The organism is Gemmatimonadota bacterium (assembly GCA_026706345.1).
Taxonomy (GTDB): Bacteria; JAAXHH01; JAAXHH01; order JAAXHH01; family JAAXHH01; genus JAAXHH01.
In genome coordinates this window covers 1-19,705 of sequence record JAPOYX010000197.1, presented here as the reverse complement: position 1 = coordinate 19,705, position 19,705 = coordinate 1, and the positions used below count along the sequence as shown (strand labels likewise).

The 19,705-nt window shown below is 63.4% G+C and carries 13 protein-coding genes; 12 read left to right on the top strand and 1 reads right to left on the bottom strand.

Going from position 1 to position 19,705, the window contains the following annotated elements; genetic code table 11:
- The 6 genes from OXG98_13180 to OXG98_13155 form a co-directional block, all read left to right on the top strand.
- Positions 1-1,235: hypothetical protein (locus OXG98_13180; protein ID MCY3772956.1), on the top strand; the 1,235-nt coding region annotated here is incomplete at its 5' end.
- Between the two features lies 1 nt (position 1,236).
- Entirely contained in the window at positions 1,237-5,805 is a 4,569-nt protein-coding gene (locus OXG98_13175; GenBank protein ID MCY3772955.1) for a M28 family peptidase, read from the top strand.
- Positions 5,806-5,856: 51 nt separating this feature from the next.
- On the top strand, positions 5,857-7,014 hold the full coding sequence (locus tag OXG98_13170) for an amidohydrolase/deacetylase family metallohydrolase (GenBank protein MCY3772954.1): 1,158 nt from the start codon (positions 5,857-5,859) through the stop codon (positions 7,012-7,014).
- Positions 7,015-7,018: 4 nt separating this feature from the next.
- On the top strand, positions 7,019-9,088 hold the full coding sequence (locus OXG98_13165) for a peptide transporter (protein MCY3772953.1): 2,070 nt from the start codon (positions 7,019-7,021) through the stop codon (positions 9,086-9,088).
- Between the two features lie 28 nt (positions 9,089-9,116).
- Entirely contained in the window at positions 9,117-10,151 is a 1,035-nt protein-coding gene (locus tag OXG98_13160; GenBank protein ID MCY3772952.1) for a dehydrogenase, read from the top strand.
- Positions 10,152-10,205: 54 nt separating this feature from the next.
- The gene (locus tag OXG98_13155) at positions 10,206-11,264 is read left to right on the top strand and encodes an Ldh family oxidoreductase (GenBank protein ID MCY3772951.1); all 1,059 of its coding nucleotides are present in this window, start codon (positions 10,206-10,208) and stop codon (positions 11,262-11,264) included.
- 79 nt (positions 11,265-11,343) lie between these two features.
- Here OXG98_13155 and OXG98_13150 read toward each other — a convergent pair whose 3' ends face one another.
- Positions 11,344-11,901, bottom strand: coding sequence for a DUF2911 domain-containing protein (locus OXG98_13150; protein ID MCY3772950.1), 558 nt, complete (start codon positions 11,899-11,901; stop codon positions 11,344-11,346).
- A gap of 317 nt (positions 11,902-12,218) precedes the next feature.
- On the opposite strand from OXG98_13150, the gene OXG98_13145 reads away from it, so the two are divergent.
- From OXG98_13145 to OXG98_13120, 6 genes are all read left to right on the top strand, one after another.
- A complete protein-coding gene (locus OXG98_13145) occupies positions 12,219-12,893 on the top strand; it encodes an RraA family protein (GenBank protein ID MCY3772949.1) in 675 nt (224 codons plus the stop codon).
- Between the two features lie 9 nt (positions 12,894-12,902).
- A complete protein-coding gene (gene hutU / locus OXG98_13140; GenBank protein ID MCY3772948.1) occupies positions 12,903-14,552 on the top strand; it encodes a urocanate hydratase in 1,650 nt (549 codons plus the stop codon).
- Positions 14,553-14,574: 22 nt separating this feature from the next.
- Complete coding sequence (hutH, locus tag OXG98_13135; protein ID MCY3772947.1) at positions 14,575-16,158, top strand: histidine ammonia-lyase; 1,584 nt, start codon at positions 14,575-14,577, stop codon at positions 16,156-16,158.
- 117 nt (positions 16,159-16,275) lie between these two features.
- Positions 16,276-17,550, top strand: coding sequence for an imidazolonepropionase (hutI, locus tag OXG98_13130; protein MCY3772946.1), 1,275 nt, complete (start codon positions 16,276-16,278; stop codon positions 17,548-17,550).
- A complete protein-coding gene (locus tag OXG98_13125) occupies positions 17,547-18,794 on the top strand; it encodes a formimidoylglutamate deiminase (protein MCY3772945.1) in 1,248 nt (415 codons plus the stop codon). Before hutI ends, OXG98_13125 begins: the two co-directional genes overlap by 4 nt.
- 18 nt (positions 18,795-18,812) lie before the next feature.
- The coding region (locus OXG98_13120) for a creatininase family protein (protein MCY3772944.1) at positions 18,813-19,705 on the top strand (893 nt) is incomplete at its 3' end.

Sequence of the window (19,705 nt, the reverse complement as noted above, 5' to 3'; positions counted from 1 at the left end):
CGGTCGTGCCCCAGTTCCCCTATTTCGGGTCGGCGCCGCCCATTGTATTCGGCGGGGGATTCCCGCCGCTGGAAATCAACTTCCGGCCGGCCATCCTGGGTATTTCCTATTTCGTCAACCTGGACGTCCTCGCCGGTTTCTGGGTGTTCTACATGCTCGGCATCATCCAGGTGGGGATCGCCCACCGGATCGGGTACGACATCCCGGGGCGGGACAACTACACCTCGATCCATCCCATGCTGGATTGGCAGAACATGGGCGCCTTCATCGTATTCGTGGGATGGGGGCTCTGGCGGGCGCGGTTTCACATCCGCGATGTCTTCGCCCAGGCCTTCGGGCACCGCTCCGGCCTGGACGACAGCGACGAGATGCTGCCCTACCGGGTCGCGGTCTTCGGATTCATCGGGGGTTTCGTCTACGGGGTGGTCTGGCTGAACCAGCTGGGCATGAGCGTGCCCATCGCCGTGTTCCTGCTCGCCGGCGTCTTTATCATCTATATCGGGGTTTCCCGCATCATCGCCGAGGCGGGGCTTCCCTACGTGCGTTCGCCCATGATCGCCCAGGTGCTCGTGTTCTATTCGGTCGGGTCGGCCAACCTGTCCATGTCCACCATGACGGCCATGGCCCAGACCTACGGCCCCGTCAGCGAGATCAAGTCGACCTTCATGCCCGCCTTCATGCAGGCGGCCAAGCTGTCCGAGATCGGCACGCGATGGCACCGGGGCCTGGGCTGGTCGCTCCTGTCCGCCGCGGTGATCGGCGTAGTGATCTCGCTGGTATGGACGATCTACATGGGGTTCGATCAGGGCACGCGCCAGTTTACCAACGGATGGTGGTTCGGCCGAATCGGTTCGACCATCCCCTACAACGAAACGCTAACCAAGATGCGGGATCCCTTCGGTCCGGACACGGCGCGGCTCATGTTCTTCATGGTGGGCGGTTCGCTCATGTTCCTGCTCATGACCCTGAGGGCAAGGCTGCCCGGCTGGCCGCTGCATCCCCTCGGCTTCTTCCTTTCATACTCCTGGCCCGCCCGGGCGATCGTCTCGTCCATGTTCGTGTGCTGGGTCATCAAAAGCATCATGATGTGGGTCGGCGGCATCGAACTGTACCGGAAGGGCCAGCCCTTCTTCCTGGGCCTGATCTTCGGCGTGGCCACCGGCGTGGTCATCTCCATGTTCGTCGACTACTTGTGGTTTCCCCACGCGGGCCATCATATCTACGGGATAGACTAGCGTGTATTCGCGGATTTTCGGTTACTTTTTCCTCGCCGTGGGCGTCCTGTTGTTCCTCGCCGTGGCCGTGGCGGGTCCGGCCTGGGTGACGGAGCACGTGATCCTCAAGATCGTCTCGCTTCCCGAAGACGTGCCGCCCAGGCCCCTCGAGGAGGCGCCGGTATCCTGGGAGGAAGTTTCCGAACTCGTGACCCGAGACGGCGTCGAGGCCCATGTCCGGGCGATGAGCGAAAATCCGTCGCGCGTCGTCGGTTACCCGGGAAACCGGGCGGCCATGGAATACGTGGTCGGTGCCTTCCATGCCGGCGGCCTGACCGAGGTCGCCGTCGACACCTTCACGGTATCTTCCCCTGTCGATCACGGGTTCACGCTGACCGTGCACGACTCCGAGGAAACCGAAATACCGGTGTACCAGTTCTGGCCGAACCTGGTGCGGCTGAATTCCTTCCCCGACGGGATCAGGGGACCCTTGCATTACGCCCGGCGGGGCGAATTCCAGGCCTTCAATGGAAAAGAGATCGAGGGAAGCATCGTCCTGGTCGATTTCGACGGACGCGACCAGTATCTCAACGCGCGGATGCTCGGCGCCCGGGCCCTACTTTTCTACGACAGCGGCCCCGGCGCCGTGACCAATAACCAGGCCCAGCGCAAGATCCTGGACGTGCCCGCCAACGTGCCTCGCTTCTGGATCCCGGACCAGCATGCGGCGATGGTTCTGGCGGCCGCGCGGTCCGGTTTGGTCGACGTGACGATCAAGGGGCGCATGTCCTGGGAACGGGCCGAGACCTGGAACGTGATGGGGTGGATACCGGGGCGGGACGAACCGCTGCCGGGGGGCGACGGCACGGAGAAGTGGAAAGACCGGATCGTGGTGCTTTCGGCGTTCTACGACGCCATGTCGGTCGTACCCGGACTGGCGCCGGGCGCCGAGAGCGCGGGCGGTATCGCCGCCATGCTGGAGTTGATGGAAGTACTCCGGGCCCATCCGCCGGGATACACCGTGCTGTTTCTGGCAACGTCCGCTCATTTCCACGGTCTGCAGGGCATAAACGACTTCCTGGACCGGCACCAACGGAAGGACGAGTTTTTCCTGGAACGCATTTCCGAAGAGTACCGGATACCCTTCACCCTGTTCCTGGGCCTGGACCTGACCAGCAGGACGGACCAGGTCGGCCTGTTCAGCTATGGCGATTTCATTTTCTTCACCTCGAATCTGAATATCCTGTATGAACCCTACGCGGACCGGTACCTGAATTACGCGCGCAAGGCCGGAGTCTACGACGAGGACGATAGCCGGACGCCCTATCTCAACACGCTGACGCCCCCGCTCCGGTCGCAGGAAAGCTACATGCCCGCGGGTCCCGCCTTCGACCACGAGATGGTCACGCTCGCCGGACTCCACGGCATGACCTTCGCCACGGTGAACGACAACAGGCTGCTCATCGATACCCCGAAGGACCGTATCGAGTATGTCGATTTCCCCAACCTGGTCCGGCAGATCCGGACGCTCGGCACGCTGCTTCCCGCCATGCTGTCCGATCCCGAGGCCTTCGACGTAGACGATTCGATACGGCTCAAGGACGAGGGCCGCGACGTCGAAGGCCGGGTCCTGGAATTCGACCGCACCGTCGATTTCTTCAAGCCCAATACCCCGGTTCCCGACGCCCTGGTCGTCTACCAGCCCGGATACCAGAGCCACAGCGGCGTGCGGGGGTTCATGGTTACCCACGCCGACTCCATGGGGCGTTTCCGGATGTCCATGATCCGGTTCCCCCGGGGACCGACGGAACTGCGCAGCTACGGCTTAGGCGCCGACGGCCGGATCGTGTACGCCCCGGACCTGGGTGAAGAGGGCAACGCCACCTTTCCCCTCGCGGTGCCGAACTCCTCCAAGGTGAACAATACCATACAGGTCCTCTTCCCCTGCGAGGAGATCAGCCTCTTCGATATCGTGGACCCCGGCGTCTTCGTCGCCCTCGACAATCTGACCGTGCTCGGCCGGGACAACAGTCCGCTGCGCAAGTACGGCGCGGCCTTCGTGGAAGACCAGAGTTTCTTCGGCAACTGGATGACCAACGCCGCAGTGGTCTTCGCCAGGCCCGAGGACCGGGTCAAGATGTTCATGAGCTCGGGTCCCCGGGGCGTCAAGTACCTGCTGACCAACACGCCGGAGTCATGGCTCGACGACCCGCCGGAAAGCATCTCCGACGACGTCATGGCATTGGCCCAGGGGCGCGGATTCACGGCGGACCAGGGGTTGATCCTCCACCCTTTCTACCAAAGCGCCCTGGACCTGTGGTCGCTCAACAGGGCCCGCCTGATGAAACTGGCGGACCACGGCGTGACCAACGCCCGGGCCGCCGAACTCCACGACGAAAGCACCCAGGCGCTTCGGGCCGCCCGGGAAGCCCTTGAAAGCCGCCGATACGACGCTTTCGCCTCACGATCCAGGGAAGCATGGGGCTTCGAGGCGCGGGCCTATCCCGACGTGCGATACGCCGCAGACGACACGGTGGACGGCATCGTGTTCTACTTCATGCTGCTGGTACCCTTCTGTTTCTTCCTCGAACGGCTTTTCTTCGGCTTCACGGACATTCGTAAGCGGCTGCTCTCGGTGGGCGTCATCTTCGCGGCGGTCTTCATGCTGCTGCAGAACGTGCACCCCGCCTTTCAACTCAGCCTGACGCCGTACATGGTCTTTCTCGCCTTCATCATCCTGGCCATGGCGCTGATCATCATCACCATGATCGTCACCCGATTCGATACCGAAATGAAGAACCTGACCAAGTCGGCGGCCGGCCTCCACGAGGCGGACATCGGCCGGCTGAGCGCCACGGCGGTGGCCATATCCCTGGGGATATCGAACCTGCGAAAGCGGAAGATGCGCACGGCGCTGACCGCGGTCACGCTGACCCTGCTGACCTTCACCGTGCTGTCCTTCACTTCCTTCAGGACCGGCATCCAGTTCTATACGCTGGACCGCGAGAACTCCCCGCCGTACGACGGCGTCCTCATGCGCAGCCTGTCCTGGCACTCCCTGCCCACTTCCTTCCTGCCCTACGTGGAAAACGCCTTCGATGACCAGGCGGACGTGGTACCCCGATCCTGGTACGAACCGGAGGACATGACCAGCCCCTATATCGATCTGCGCGCTCCCGGCACGGGGGCCGCCACCACGGTGCAGATCATCCTCGGCCTTCACGCCGACGAACCGGTCATTTCAGGCCTGGACCGTTATCTCGTGCCCGGCGGACGATGGTTCGACCCGGACGAAAGGGCGGTCTGCCTCCTGCCCACGGAACTGGCCGAGCGGTTGAACGTGGGCCCCGAGGACGTGGGTACGACGGAGGTGGAGATCCTCGGGGGACGCTATACTGTGATCGGACTGCTCGATTCCGAAGGACTCGACGCCTACCGGGACATGGATGACGAGAGCATCATGCCCGCCAGTTTCTCCATGACCCGGTCCCTTACCGAAATGGACATCGAAGTGTTCATGTCCACCATCCAGGCGTCGGAACACCTGCCATCCCGCAACGTACTGGTCCTGCCCTACCGCCAAACCCTCGACCTGAACGGGTCCACGCGGTCAGTGGCCATCGCCGGGTTCGCCGACGGCGATCAGTTCCGCGATTCCGTGGAGGCCTTCATGTCGCGGGTCCTCCTGGCCGTATTCGTCGGGATGGAGGACGAGGTGAAGGTCTACAGTTCCCTGGGCGCGACATCGGTTTCGGGCCTGGCCAACCTGATCATCCCCGTGCTTATCGCGGCGTTCCTGGTGTTGAATACCATGATGGGCGCCGTGTTCGAACGGTTCCGGGAAATCGGCGTGTACAGTGCCGTCGGCCTGGCGCCGAACCACGTCGCGGCCCTGTTCATCGCCGAAGCCGCCGTATTCGCGACCCTCGGCGCCGTGTTCGGTTACCTTGCCGGCCAGATCATCACCATGGGACTCTCGCAGTGGGACCTGCTGGGCGGCATGTCGCTCAACTATTCCTCCCTGTCGACCGTGTACGCCACCATGGTCGTCATGGCCGTCGTATTTCTGTCCACCCTCTACCCGGCAAAGAAGGCCGCGGACATGACGGTAGAGGACGTGACGCGACGCTGGTCGCCGCCTCCGCCCGACGGCGACGACTGGCGCTTCGAGTTCCCGTTCACGGTGACCATCCCCGAAGCGTTGCCTCTGTCGGGTTATCTGAACCACATATTCCAGACGCATGAAGACAGTTCGGCGGAGGACTTCGTCGCCGAGGGGACCACGCTCGACGCGATACCGGGCGATACCTTCGACACCTATCACGTAGCGTCCACCGTCTGGCTGGCGCCCTATGACCTCGCCATCAGCCAGGACGTGCGGCTTGAGCTGGAGCCCGTTCCCCACGAGAGACTGTACCGCATCCTGATCGTGATCCACCGCCGCAGCGGCGACCTGGCGCAGTGGCAGACGATCAACAGGCGGTTCTTCGCCGTATTGAGGAAGCGGTTTCTCGTGTGGCGGACGATCGCCGAACCCATAAAGGAACGGTACCGGGAGATAAAGACATTCGATCGTCACACGGCCCTGTAACCGGCGTAGAGGAGCGGAGATGTACGGCGCGACCATGAGAGAGGAGCAAAGATGTACGACCTGATCATCAAGGGCGGCCACGTCATCGACCCGGAGAACGGCATCAACGAGAGCCGGGACGTGGCCGTCGACGGCGGGCTGATCGCGGCGATGGAACACGATATCCCCGCAGAGCAGGGCCGGAAGGTCGCCCGCGTCCACGGCCATTACGTCACGCCCGGTCTGATCGACATCCACATGCACGCCTACGGCGGTTATCGGGGCTGGGTGTTTCCCGACGCCCACGTGCTCCCCAACGGGGTGACCACGGTGCTCGACACCGGAGGCGCGGGATGGAAGAAGTTCGAGGACTTCAAGGACACGGTCATCGCCGAGTCCATAACCCGGGTCCTGGCGCTCATCAACATCGTGGGCGCCGGCATGGAAGGCGCGGTGGAACAGGACGTGTCGGAGATGGACCCCGTGCCCTGCGCGGACATGATCGGCAAGTACCCGGAACACGTCGTCGGATCCAAGACCGCCCATTTCAACGGACCGGGCTGGGAAGCGGTCGACGGCGCGGTCGAGGCGGCCCGGCGGAGCGGTACCATCGCCATGATAGATTTCGCCCCGAAGCCGAACCGCAGCTACCGTGACCTGCTGCTGAAGAAGCTGAGTCCGGGCGACATTCACACCCACCTGTACGCGCAGCACATCCCCCTGCTGGACGAGCACGGCCGGGTGAACGACTACGTACGGGAGGCACGGGACAAGGGCATCCTGTTCGACCTGGGCCACGGCGGCGGCAGCTTCTGGTTCCGCATCGCCGTGCCGGCCATCGAGCAGGGGTTCCTGCCGGATACCATCAGCACGGACTACCACAAGTACAGCGCGCTGCTGCCCAACGCGAGCATGAACACCACCATGTCGAAATGCCTGAACATGGGCATGACCCTGGAGGACGTGGTCATGCGCTCCACGCGAAATGCCGCCCGCGTCATCCGGCGTCCCGAACTGGGCACGCTGAGCATCGGCGCGGAGGCGGACATCGCCGTGCTGGAGCTGGAATACGGTGAATTCGGTTTCGTCGACTCTGGCCACGCCCGCATGCGCGGCGACCGGCGGCTCAGGTGCCTGCTGACCGTCCGAGGCGGAGAGGTGGTCTGGGACCTGAACGGCCTGACACGGCCGGACTGGGACAAGTCGGGAAACTATATAAGAGCCGAGTGAACGGATGAGCGATAGCACCAGGGATGAACAGCAGGCCCGGACGGGGTCGACCGAAGCCCGGGATCAGGACGCAAATTCTGCCTCCGCAGATGACCGGTGGCAGATCGTGCCGGACAGCCTGCCATACGAGGATGGGTTCAGCGGCCGGATCATCTGGGCCGCATTCTTCGTCGGGCTGGTCATGCTCCCGGGGGCGATCTACCTGGAACTGGTGACCGGAAAGAGTTTCGCGGGCGCCGCGGAATGGGTCACCATCATCATGTTCATCGAGATCGGGAAGCGCCTGTTCATCAAGCTGAAGCCCCAGGAAGCCATCATCCTCTACTGGCTCGCCGCCGGTCTGGCGGCGACGGGCCTGGGTGCCAGCGGAATGGCGGCCGGATCGTCGGTGCACGGCGCGCCTTTCGCCAAGATGATCTGGTTCCAGTACCTGATCCAGTCCCCTCAGGCGGACGGTCTGGCCCAGCTTCTCCCCCAGTGGGTAGCGCCGCCCCGGGGTTCCGATTCGCTGATCACCCGGACCCTCTTCTCCATGGAGTGGCTGGAACCCATTCTCCTGGCCGTCCTCGTGTCCATCCTCGGCCTCGTCAACGCCCTGTCTCTGGGATACGTGCTCTTCCGCATTACGGCCGACACCGAGCGCCTGCCCTTTCCGCTGGCGCCTGTACAGGCGGCCGGCGCCACCGCGCTGGCGGAATCGTCGGCGGGCGAGGAGACCTGGCGGTGGCGCCTGTTTACCGTCGGTGCCATGATCGGCCTGGGCTGGGGCATACTCTACGTTGTCGTCCCGACGGTATCCGGCGTCGTGCTGACCAAGGGCGTCGAGGTCTTCCCCATTCCCTTCGCGGACTTCACGCCGCGGGTCCGGGACGTGCTCCCCGCGTCGCCCATCGGCATCGGCACGGACATGGCCACGCTCCTGGTGGGCTTCATCCTGCCCTTCTGGATCGTGGTCGGCACCTTCATCAGTTCCTTCGTCGTCACCTTCATCGCCAATCCGGTCCTCTACCACTTCGGGCTGTTGCACAGCTGGGCGCCGGGAATGAGCACCATCCCGACCTCCATCAACAATACCATCGATTTCTGGCTCAGTTTTTCCTCCATCGGCACTTCGCTGGTCATCGGTCTGATCGGCCTGGTCGCCTTCGCCCACGCACTGAGGAGAGACCCGGAAGGCGCATCCGGAGTCCAGGGACCTCGCAGGCCGCCGCCGGAGCGGGGCGATTTCAGGCTGCCCATTCCCATCGCGCTCTGGGCGATTTCTACCCTGTGCTTCATTCTTCTGGTCTACTATCTCGAACCCACGTTCCCGGTATGGATCTCCCTGGTATTCGGGTTCCTGTGGACGCCATTCTTCTCCTACATCGGCGCGCGCATGATCGGCCTCACGGGCTCGCCCTACGGATCGTCCTTCCCCTACGCGAGAGAAGGGTCCTTCTACCTGTCGGGATACAAGGGCGTGGCCATCTGGTTCGCGCCGGTTCCGCTCTTCGACCACAGCGGCGTCGTGGCCACCTTCCGGCAATTGGAACTCACCAGAACGCGATTTCCAAGCCTGGTCAAACTGTATATATTGAGCCTGTTGCTGCTCATCGTATTCAGTTTCCTGTTCTATGCCCTGATCTGGAAACTGGCGCCCATACCGTCTGCGGCCTATCCTTTCGTCGAAAAGATGTGGCCGTTGCAGGCGACGATGGAAACGATCTGGATCAAGTCGACCCTTCCGGGTGGATCGGATGTGATCGGGCAACTTATAAAGTGGGAGTACATCGGTGCCGGGATGGGGTTCGCGGTAGCGCTGTACGGCGTCCTTAGCGTGCTCAAGGCACCGCCGCTGCTGTTTTACGGGCTGATTGCCGGACTGGGCACCGGCGCGTGGATTCACTACACGCTGCCCACGTTCATCGGCGCCATGCTGGGCCGGTTCTATTTCGGAAAGCGATACGGCGAGAAACGGTGGCGCGCCTATGCGCCCGTCATCCTGGCCGGTTACGGGTGCGGCCTGGGCCTGATCGGCATGGCGGCCGTCTCCCTGGTGCTGATCGCCAAGTCCACGTCCCAGATCCTGTTCTGAAACGCGAATTGACCTGGAAACATGTACCATGCCAAATGATTTCCGCGTAGCCCTGGTCGCCGATCTGCTGGGTCCAGGCGGCGGGGTCGTGTTCGACGATTTCGGCGTCGATCTGCTGGATGATGCCGGCGTCTTTCACACTTACCTCGAAGAGGACCGGTGGCCCGTCACCCCGGATCAGCTCGCTTCATTCGACGCCGTCATCTCCATGGGTCAGCCCTACACGCGGGACACCTTCGCGGGTGTCGAGCGTCTCGCGCTCATCGCCCGGACGGGCGTGGGCTACGACATGATCGATATGAACGCCGCTACGGAGGCGGACATCATGGTTACCATCACGCCTGAGGCCACCCGCAAGCCGGTGGCCAGCGCCACGATGGCCCTGATGCTCGGGCTATGCCACCGGGTGACGATCAAGGACGCCATCGTACGGAACGACGACTGGGGTACCCGGTTTGATCACATGGGATGCGAAATCCGGGACCGCGTGGTCGGCCTGATCGGCATGGGCATGATCGGCCGCGAGGTGGTGCGCATGCTGGCGCCCTTCGAGCCATCGGAGATCCTCGTCTCCGACCCCGCTGTGACCGGGGAGGAGGCCGCCCGGCTCGGAGTAACACTGGTGGACCTGGAGACGCTGCTGAAACGCAGCACGTTCGTCACCATCCACTGTCCGTTGAACGAACACACCCGCTATCTCATCGGTTCGCGCGAGCTGCGCATGATGCGGCCGGACGCCTTCCTGATCAACACCGCGCGCGGCGCCATCGTCGATCAGAAAGCACTGGAGCAGGCTTTGCGGGAAGGCTGGATAGCGGGTGCGGCTATAGACGTTTTCGAGCAGGAACCGCCCGCTGCCGACGATCCCCTGCTGTCCCTTCCGAACGTAATCCTGGCGCCCCACGCGTCGTGCTGGACCCACGAACTGTTCCGCGATATCGGGCACGACTGTATGAAGGCGGCCCTGGCCGTCTCCAGGGGGGAAGAGCCTTCCTATGTAGTCAACAGGGAAGTTCTCGACCGGCCCGGACTCCAAAGGAAACTCGAGAAGTTCCGATCCTGAACCGTCGCCGTTAGTGCCATACGCAAGTATGTGCAGGACACAGAAAGGAAGACAATGCCTGTAATCTCTCCCGAGAAACTGCATCGTATCGGCTGCGAAGTGCTGGAAGCGGCCGGCTGCACGACGGACGATGCCCGCAGCGTCGTGGACCACCTCGTGGATTCCAACCTATTCGGCCATGATTCCCACGGCGCCATACGGATTCCCGAATACATCAAGGCCATCATGGATGAGGGGCGGTTCAAGGCAAGGGCCGACGTACAGGTTTTGAGGGAAAGTCCTTGCACGGCCCTGGTGGACAACGGCGGCGCCCTCGGCCAGGTGGGCGGCACCTTCGCGATGCGGCTGGCCATGGAGAAAGCTCGTAAGCACGGGACGGCCACCGTTACCCTCCGGCGTACCAGTCACGTGGGCCGCGTGGGCGCCTATCCGCTCATGGCCGCCCGGGAAGGCCTGATCGGGCTGGCCTTCGTAAACGCGGGACGCTTCGGCCGCCAGATCGCGCCCTTCGGCGGCATCGATGGGCGCATCAGCACCAATCCCATCGCCTTCTCGGCACCTCGCCGGGACGCCGATCCCATCATGGTGGACCTGACCACCTCCGTCGTCGCCGAGGGCAAAGTACGGGTCGCCGTGAACAAGGGCGTGCAGGTTCCCGAGGGTTGGCTGATCGACCACGAAGGCAATCCCACCACGGATCCGACGGTCATCAAGGGGCCGGCGCCCAACGGCGCCATCCTGCCCATGGGCGGCATCGTCGCCCACAAGGGGTACAGCCTGGGCCTGCTCGTGGAGATCCTGGGCGGAGCGCTGAGTGGACAGGGATGCGCGCAGGGCGAGCAAATCGTGGAGAGCAACGGCGTGCTCTTCACCGTCTACGACATTTCATTCTTTACGGACCTGGACTGGTACTACGAGGAAGTCGAGGGCATGGTCCGCCACGTCAAAGCCAGCCGGATCGCTCCCGGGTTCGACGAGATCCTCATGCCGGGCGAACCGGAGTTCCGGCTTGCGGCGAAGCGTCGACGGGAAGGGATCAGCATCGACGACACCACCTGGCAACAGATGAAGGAAGCCGGGACACGGGTCGGTCTGAATCCCGAGCAGTGGTAAGCCCGCGTAAATTGAAAAGGGACAGGGGGCGCACCACCCCTGTCCCTTTAAAGATGTCCTTACCATATCCTTCCGGCATCTACTTAGTTGAGAAACCGACAATCAGGCGGTGGGTACCCCACGCAACTCCCAGGTAACCCTGGCCTTCCCGCTCCATGAGTCTCACGGTGAGCCGTTCGATCATCTCGTTTTCCACGCTGTAAGTCAGCGGAACTTCCAACACGTCATTTTCCCGCTTGGCGCCGGGTGCGCCCCAGATCCCCACTTCGCTGTTGAGGATGAGCGACCAGGAATCGCCTTCCACGTGCTTGATCCATGCGCTGTAGGAACCCTTGGCAAGCGACTTGTCGCCGAACATGAGATCGGCGTCCGTCGTGAAGGTGGTGGATTTGTTGCTGCCGAAACGCCAGACGAAGCCGTCAGGCGCCATGGCCAGCATGTCCCTGCCCTTCATCTCCGGCCGGCCGTAGTCGATAGATACCTTGCCGCCCGTCAACGATACTTCCGCCATGCCCCGGCCGGGGTCCGTTCCTTCACCGCCTGAGGGCATGGTCGTCTGTGCGCCGGCGATTCCGCCCATGGCCACGAAAGCCGTGGAAAGGGCGAGAACGCTGACTAAACGGGTGATGCGAAGCATAGAAAACCTCCTTAAAACGGTTCCTGTTCTGTTATGCCAGTGAATTGGCTACGCGCAGAGAAAATGCCGCATGCAAGGGACGGTGTCAACGAGTTTAGGCCGAACCCTCAATACCTCAAGCATGGTATGACCATCAGGTTGACGGACAGCCGCCACGGGTATCGGAATACAGAGTGATCGCGATGTATTTCCCTTGATTTTTGACCCTGTCCTGTCGATTTTAGCCTGCGAAGCGCAACGATTAATCACCTACCTTATTGCGACGGTACTTTATACGTCGCATATCTTTCTTTCCTTCAAATTAAGGAGTTACAGGAATGACCCGTGTGGACGATGCCATATTGGCCGGACTGGCCGAATTCGACTCGGCCACGGTTTACAATGCCGTGGAAAAAGTGCAGGGCGTATCCAACGACGACTATACCGGTCCTGAAATCCAGTACCTGACGCCCGAATTCGGCGCCGTGATCGGGTACGCGGTGACGTCCGAAGTCACGCCACTGGACGCCACACCGGCCAATATGAGCTGGCCCGACTACTACGACGTGCTCAACGAAACGCCGGGGCCCATGATCGCGGTGATGAAGGATGTCGACACCCGTCCGAAGCGCGCCGCTCTTTTTGGCGACGGCATGGCGCATATCCACAGGAAACTCGGCGTAGTGGGCGCCGTGGTCGAAGGCTGTGTCCGCGATCTCGAGGGCATCCGGGCGGCGGGCCTCCCCATATGGGGCATCGGTACGGTATCCGGCCACGGTCCCTTCAACGTGCGTGCCGTCGGTCGTCCCCTCGTTGCCGGCCAGTTGCTCGTGCAGACCGGCGATCTATTGCTCGCCGACGTGGACGGCGTGGTGAAGATCCCCCTCGAAATCGCGGGAGACACGTTGAGAAAGGTCGGTGAGATCAGGACCTGGGAAAGGTCCCATTTCGACATGATCAACAGCCCCGATTTCACCTATGAAAAGTGGAAGAACCGGGAATCGAAGGCGTAAGCAAGCCTATTGGACCAGATCGTGAAAGCACCGACGGGAACCGAGCGGAGTTGTAAAAACTGGCTCATCGAAGCGGCCTATCGCATGATCCAGAACAACCTGGATCCCCTGGTCGCCTTCGATCCGGACAACCTCGTCGTGTACGGCGGCAGGGGCAAGGCCGCCCGGAACCGCGAAGCCCTCGAAGCCATCCTGAACGCCCTGCGGAACCTGGAACCCGATGAGACCCTCATGGTGCAGTCGGGCAAGCCCGTGGCGGTCTTTCGCACCCATGCCGACGCGCCGCGCGTGCTGATCGCCAACTCGAACATGGTGCCGGCCTGGGCGACGCAGGAGAACTTCGATACCTGGGAACGCCAGGGACTGACCATGTACGGCCAGATGACGGCCGGCAGCTGGATCTACATCGGCACGCAGGGTATTCTCCAGGGCACCTACGAAACCTTTGGCGCGCTGGCCCGAAAACACGGTTGGGGGAGTCTGGCGGGCAAACTCGTGGTCACGGCCGGCCTGGGAGAGATGGGCGGCGCCCAGGCGCTGGCCATTACCATGAACGGCGGCGTGGGACTGCTCGTGGAGGTGGATCCGTGGCGCGCCCGTCGGCGCCTGGAGCTTCGCCAGGTGGATACGGTTGCGGAGAACCTCGACCTCGCGTTGGCCTGGGTGAGCGACGCGCTGGCCGCGGGCGAGGCCCGGTCGATCGCCCTGATCGGAAACGCCGCGGAGGTGCTCCCGGAGCTGGCGGAACGGGGGATAATACCCGATGTGGTGACAGACCAGACCGCCGCCCACGATCCGCTCTATGGATACATTCCCGCCGGGCTGTCGCCTGCCGAGGCACGGACGCTGCGCGAACGCGATCCGGACGCATACCAGGAACGCTCGGTCGCGTCCATGACCGTGCACGTGCAGACCATGCTCGACTGGCAGAAAAAGGGATCCGTGGTCTTCGACTACGGCAACAACCTGCGCCAGCGCGCCTATGACAACGGATTGAAGGAGGCCTTCGACTATCCCGGTTTCGTCCCGGCCTACATTCGCCCCCTTTTCTGCGAGGGCAAGGGCCCCTTCCGCTGGGTGGCCCTTTCGGGGGATCCCGAGGACATCTACCGGACCGACCAGGCCATCCTCGAGTTGTTTCCCGAGGACGATCACCTGTTCCGCTGGATCACCATGGCCCGGCGGAACGTGGAGTTCCAGGGACTGCCGGCCCGCATCTGCTGGCTGGGATACGGAGAACGCGCCAGGGCGGGACTGAAATTCAACGAGCTGGTCGCTTCGGGTGAGATCAGCGCGCCCATCGTGATCGGACGCGACCACCTGGACAGCGGGTCCGTCGCCAGTCCCAACCGCGAGACCGAGGCCATGAAGGACGGTTCCGACGCCATCGGGGACTGGCCGGTGCTGAACGCATTGATCAATACAGCAAGCGGCGCAACCTGGGTCAGCTTTCACCACGGCGGCGGCGTGGGCATTGGATACAGCCTGCACGCCGGCCAGGTCATCGTCGCCGACGGAACCCCCGAGGCGGCCGCGCGCCTGGAGCGCGTGCTCACCAACGATCCGGGAATGGGTGTGGCCCGGCACGTCGACGCGGGCTACGAAGAGGCCCGGGCCGTGGCCAGAACACGCGGTGTCAAAATCCCGATGATGGACTGAATCCGAAAGCGGCGGTTGGAAAATGGCTACTTTCCAGGACGTCCTGGCCCTCACAGGATACAATCTCACCATTGACGAGGTGGTCGCCGTCTCGCGGGGCCGCGGTGTCGCCATACACCCCGATGCCCTCCCGGGGATGATGCGTTCCCGCGAAGTGGTGGACCGGCTGGTGTCTGAGGGCCGGATCGCCTACGGGATCACCACCGGTTTCGGCCGGTTCAAGGACAAGCTGATTTCCACCGGACAGGTCGCCGAGCTGCAGTTGAACCTTATACGAAGCCATGCCGCCGGCGCCGGTCCGGAACTGGACGAGGAGACCGTGCGCGCCATGCTGGTCACCCGGGCCAATACCCTCGCCATGGGCTATTCGGGCATCCGGCACGAGGTCGTTCAGTTGATGGTGGACATGCTCAACGAGGGGGTGCATCCCTGCATACCCGGGCGGGGTTCCCTCGGCGCCAGCGGAGACCTGGCGACCTTGGCGCACATGTCCCTGGTGCTGGTCGGAGAAGGCGAGGCCATGTACCGGTCCCGGCGGCTCGACGGCGTAACGGCTCTGCGGGAAGCGGGACTTGATCCGGTCAGCCTGGAGGCCAAGGAGGGCCTGGCGCTGACCAACGGCACGACCCTCATGGCCGGTCTCGGCGCCTTGTTGGTCCACAGGTCGACCTGTCTCGCGCTTACGGCGGACGTCGCGGCCGCCATGACGCTGGAAGCGTTGAGCGGCACCGACCGGGCGTACGACGCCCGGGTGCATGCTATCCGTCCCCATCCCAGGCAGGTCGCCTGCGCGGCTTTCCTGCGGGACATTCTGCACAACAGCCGGCTACTGCGTTCCGACGATCCCGGCAACGTGCAGGATCCCTACACGCTGCGCTGCGTCCCCCAGGTACACGGCGCCGTCCGGGACACGATCGACTACGCCCGCTGGATGATCAACATCGAACTGAATGCCGCCAACGACAACCCCCTGGTCTTCGCCGGGGATGATCCCGGCGACGCGGAGATCATCAGTGCGGGCAACTTCCACGGCGAACCCATCGCCGTGGCGATGGACAGCATGAAGCTGGCGCTCGTGGACATGGGGAACATGAGCGAGCGGCGTACGGCCCGGCTCGTAGACGCGGACTCCAACGGAGGCGTGCTGCCCATGTTCCTCACGGAGCATGGCGGGCTGGAAAGCGGATTGATGCTCACCCAGTACACGGCGGCGGCCCTTGCGTCGGAGAACAAGGTACTGGCCCATCCGGCCAGCGCCGATTCCATCCCGAGCGGCGCCAACACGGAAGATCACGTGAGCATGGGCGCGGCGTCGGTACATCTTACGTCTCAAGTCCTGGAAAACGTGGAGACTATCGTCGCGATCGAATTGATCGCCGCGGCCCAGGCCATCGATTTCAGGTGCAGGGAGCCCGGCGTTACTTTGGACGCCATGGGTCGCGGCACCGGACCCGCGTACCGGTTGATTCGCAGTCATGTTCCCTTCCTGAACCGCGACGTCCCGCTCGCCCCGTTCATCGAGACGGTCCGGGGACTGGTAGCGGGCGGCGACGTGACAGCCGCGGTCGCCGAGCAGGTGGAGATACCCGGTCCCACGCTGGACTGAGCCGTCCCGTCTGATGACTCGTCTGCCCGCTGGTTGTTCGTGGTGCCGGATTCGGCGCCCGGCCCGGTTTTCAAGTACACTTTCAATAGAATCCCACGCCATGTTTCGGACCATATCATGAAACCCGTGGACCTGTACCTGCACAACGCGGACCAGGTGGTGACATGCGCATCACGCGAACCGAAGCGCGGGCCTGAAATGGCGGAGGCCGGCGTGATCGGGCACGGGTCGGTGGCGGTCAAAGACGGGCGTATCGTCGCGGCCGGACCGACCGGACAACTGGACGGTTCCTATACGGCCGATCGGGTGATCGACTGCACGGGCCGGTCGGTTTGCCCGGGGCTTGTGGACGCCCACACCCACACGGTCTTCGGCGGAGACCGCGCCGCGGAATTCGAGCTGCGGATCAAGGGCGCCTCGTACCTGGATATCATGGCGGCCGGAGGAGGTATCGTCAGTACCGTCCGGCATACGCGGGCGGCATCCGTGGACGAGCTCGTGTGCTCCGCCACTGCCCGGCTCGACGAGATGCTGGCGTTGGGCACCACGACCGTGGAGATCAAGACCGGGTACGGTCTGAGCACTTCAGACGAAGTGAAGATGCTCCAGGTCATCGAACGGCTCGACCGGGACCATCCCTGCGACATCGTACCCACGTTCCTGGGCGCCCACGCCGTGCCTCCGGAGTTCGAGGGGGATGCCGAAGCGTACACGCGGTGCGTGATCGACGAGATCCTGCCCGAGGCGGCGGGCTGGTACCGATCCTCACGGTTCGCGGCGCGGGGCGTGCCCATGTATGTCGACGTATTCTGCGAAGACCACGCCTTCGATCTCGAACAGTCGCGCCGCGTACTGGAGGCCGGGATCGATGCCGGATTCAAAGCCAAGATGCACGTCGACCAGTTCAACGACATGGGCGGTGTCGCCATGGCCCTGGAACTCGGCGCCGCGTCGGTGGATCATCTCGACGTGACGGGCCGTGCCGAAATCGAGATGCTTGGTGGATCCGACACCATCGCCGTCCCGCTTCCGGCCGTTAACTTCAACCTGGGCATGACGGACTACGCCGATGCCCGGGCGATGATGGATTCGGGCGCTGCCGTGGCGCTCGCCACCGATCTGAATCCGGGTTCCGCGCCTTGCCCATCGATGCCCGCGGTCATGGCCATCGCCTGCAGGTACCAGCGATTCATCCCCGCAGAAGCGTTGAACGCATCCACCATCAACGCGGCGCATGCGATCGGCGTTGGAGACGAGACGGGCTCCATTGAAGTCGGCAAACGGGCCGACATGCTCGTACTGAAGGCAGGAGATTACCGGCATATCCCCTATTTCTTCGGTGGGAATCCGGTGCAGACCGTGATCAAGAACGGGCAGGTGTTGAGCTCATGAATTTCGTGAACGATGCGCCTGTGATTCGATTCGAAGCCGGTCGCTGGATCATGCCCGGCCTGGCCACGGCCCACTCCCACGCCTTCCAGCGCGCCCTCCGCGGGCGGACCCAGCGGCGCGCGACGCGGGCGGGCACCTTTCGGGGCTGGCGGGACGAGATGTACCGGCTGGTCGAAGGGCTGAGTCCGGAGGACCTGTATGCGATTTCGCGTTTCGCCTACACCGAGCTGGCGATGTCAGGCGTCACGGCCGTGGGCGAGTTCCACTACGTCCACCACGGCCCCGGAGGGCGTCCCTATGCGGATCGCACCGAACTCTCGGACGCCGTGATTCGCGCGGCCCGGGACGTCGGCCTGCGCATCTGCCTGATCCGAACCGCGTACCTGAGAGCCGGACACCGCCAGGACGCGGTGCCGGCGCAAATGCGGTTCATCGACCCGTCCATCGATCTCGTGTTCCAGGATCTGAATCTCCTGAGGTCGCGATACCGGAATGATCCGCTCGTGGCCGTGGCCGTGGCCGCCCACAGCGTTCGCGCGGTGCCCCTGCCTGAGATCAGTGTGCTCGCCGCATACGCGAAAGAACACGATCTGCCCTTTCATATGCACGTCAGCGAACAACGCGGCGAACTGGAAGAATGCAGGTCTGAGCACGGGACGACGCCTGTCGCGCTGCTTTCGAATGAAGGCGTACTGTCCCCGCGTTTCGTGGCCGTGCATGCCACGCACCTCGATGAGGCGGAAATCACCGCCCTGGGTGACCACGGGGTCTACATATGCATCTGCCGGACGACGGAAAGGGACCTCGGCGACGGTCTTCCACCCATGTCCGAGCTGCTCGGCGCCGGTGCGCGTCTGTGCGTCGGCGTGGACAGCCACGCCTGTGAGAACGCCTTCGAGGAAGTCCGGGCCTTGGAGCTCGACGAACGGTCGCGTCTGGAGATACGGCACGCCGCGGCGGAAGCGCCGCTGATGCTGGACGCGGCCACCCGTATGGGCTATGCGTCCTGCGGTCTGGACGCATCGTGGCGGGAAGACCACGTCCACCTGGATCCCGACGATCCGTCCATCGCCGCCGTCGAAGGGGATCTCGCTGCTGACGCCATGCTCTTCGGCGCCACGCCGCGGGCGGTGAGAACCGTATCGGTCGCAGGGAACAGGATCGTCGACGAGGGCCGGCACGCCCATTACGGAGAGACGTTGGAACTGTACCGCAAGTCATTGCGTAAACTGGAGTTAATTTGAATAAGGAAGGAGGCCTTGATGGCATCGGTCAAGTATGACTACGCGGAGATGATCTGGAACGAGGTCAGGGACGCCGCGGCGCAGGACCGGGTCGCCCTTTTGCCGGTGGCGACTTACGAGGACCACGGACCCCATCTGCCGGTGGACGTCGACGTGGTCCTGGCGACGGAGATCTGCCGGCGCGCCGCGGCCCGCATACCGGAGGAGGTCGTGCTCGCCCCTCCGGTGACCCACGGTTACAGCCCCCATCACATGGATTTCCACGGGACAATCACTATCCGGTGGGACACCTTCATCAACTATGTCCGGGACGTGTGCTGCAGCCTGGCCTATCACGGTTTCAAGCGCATCCTCATCATCAACGGCCACGGGAGCAACACTTCGCCCCTGGATCTGGCCGCCCGTCTCACCGTGCTCGACTATGAAGGACGTGTTCTGTGCGCCAGCGCCAACCACTGGGGACTGAGGCAGGCCCGGGAGACGGGTAATGCGCTTCGCGATTCGGACTACGGCGGGACGTCTCACGGCGGGGAATACGAGACGTCGCTCTACCTCGTCCTTAAGCCCGACCTGGTCGAAATGGACAAGGCCGTGGACAACAGGAGCCCGATGCCCGACAGTTTCAAGACGGATCTCCTGGCCGGCGGACATCCCGAGGCTTCCGACGCCCGCATGGTGCCCTTCTGGAGTTCGATTACGCCCAGCGGGGTCATGGGAGACGCTACCAAAGCGACAAAAGAGAAGGGAGAGAAGTTCCTGGAGGCGGCCATCAGCGGGGTGATCGAACTGATCCGGGAGTTACGCCAGACGCCTATACTGGAGCGGCGCGTCCAGCACGCGGATAACCGCGGTAGCCCGCGATGTTGGTGCCCTGGCCCTGGCGGAATTTCGCGACGACCGTCTGACCTTCT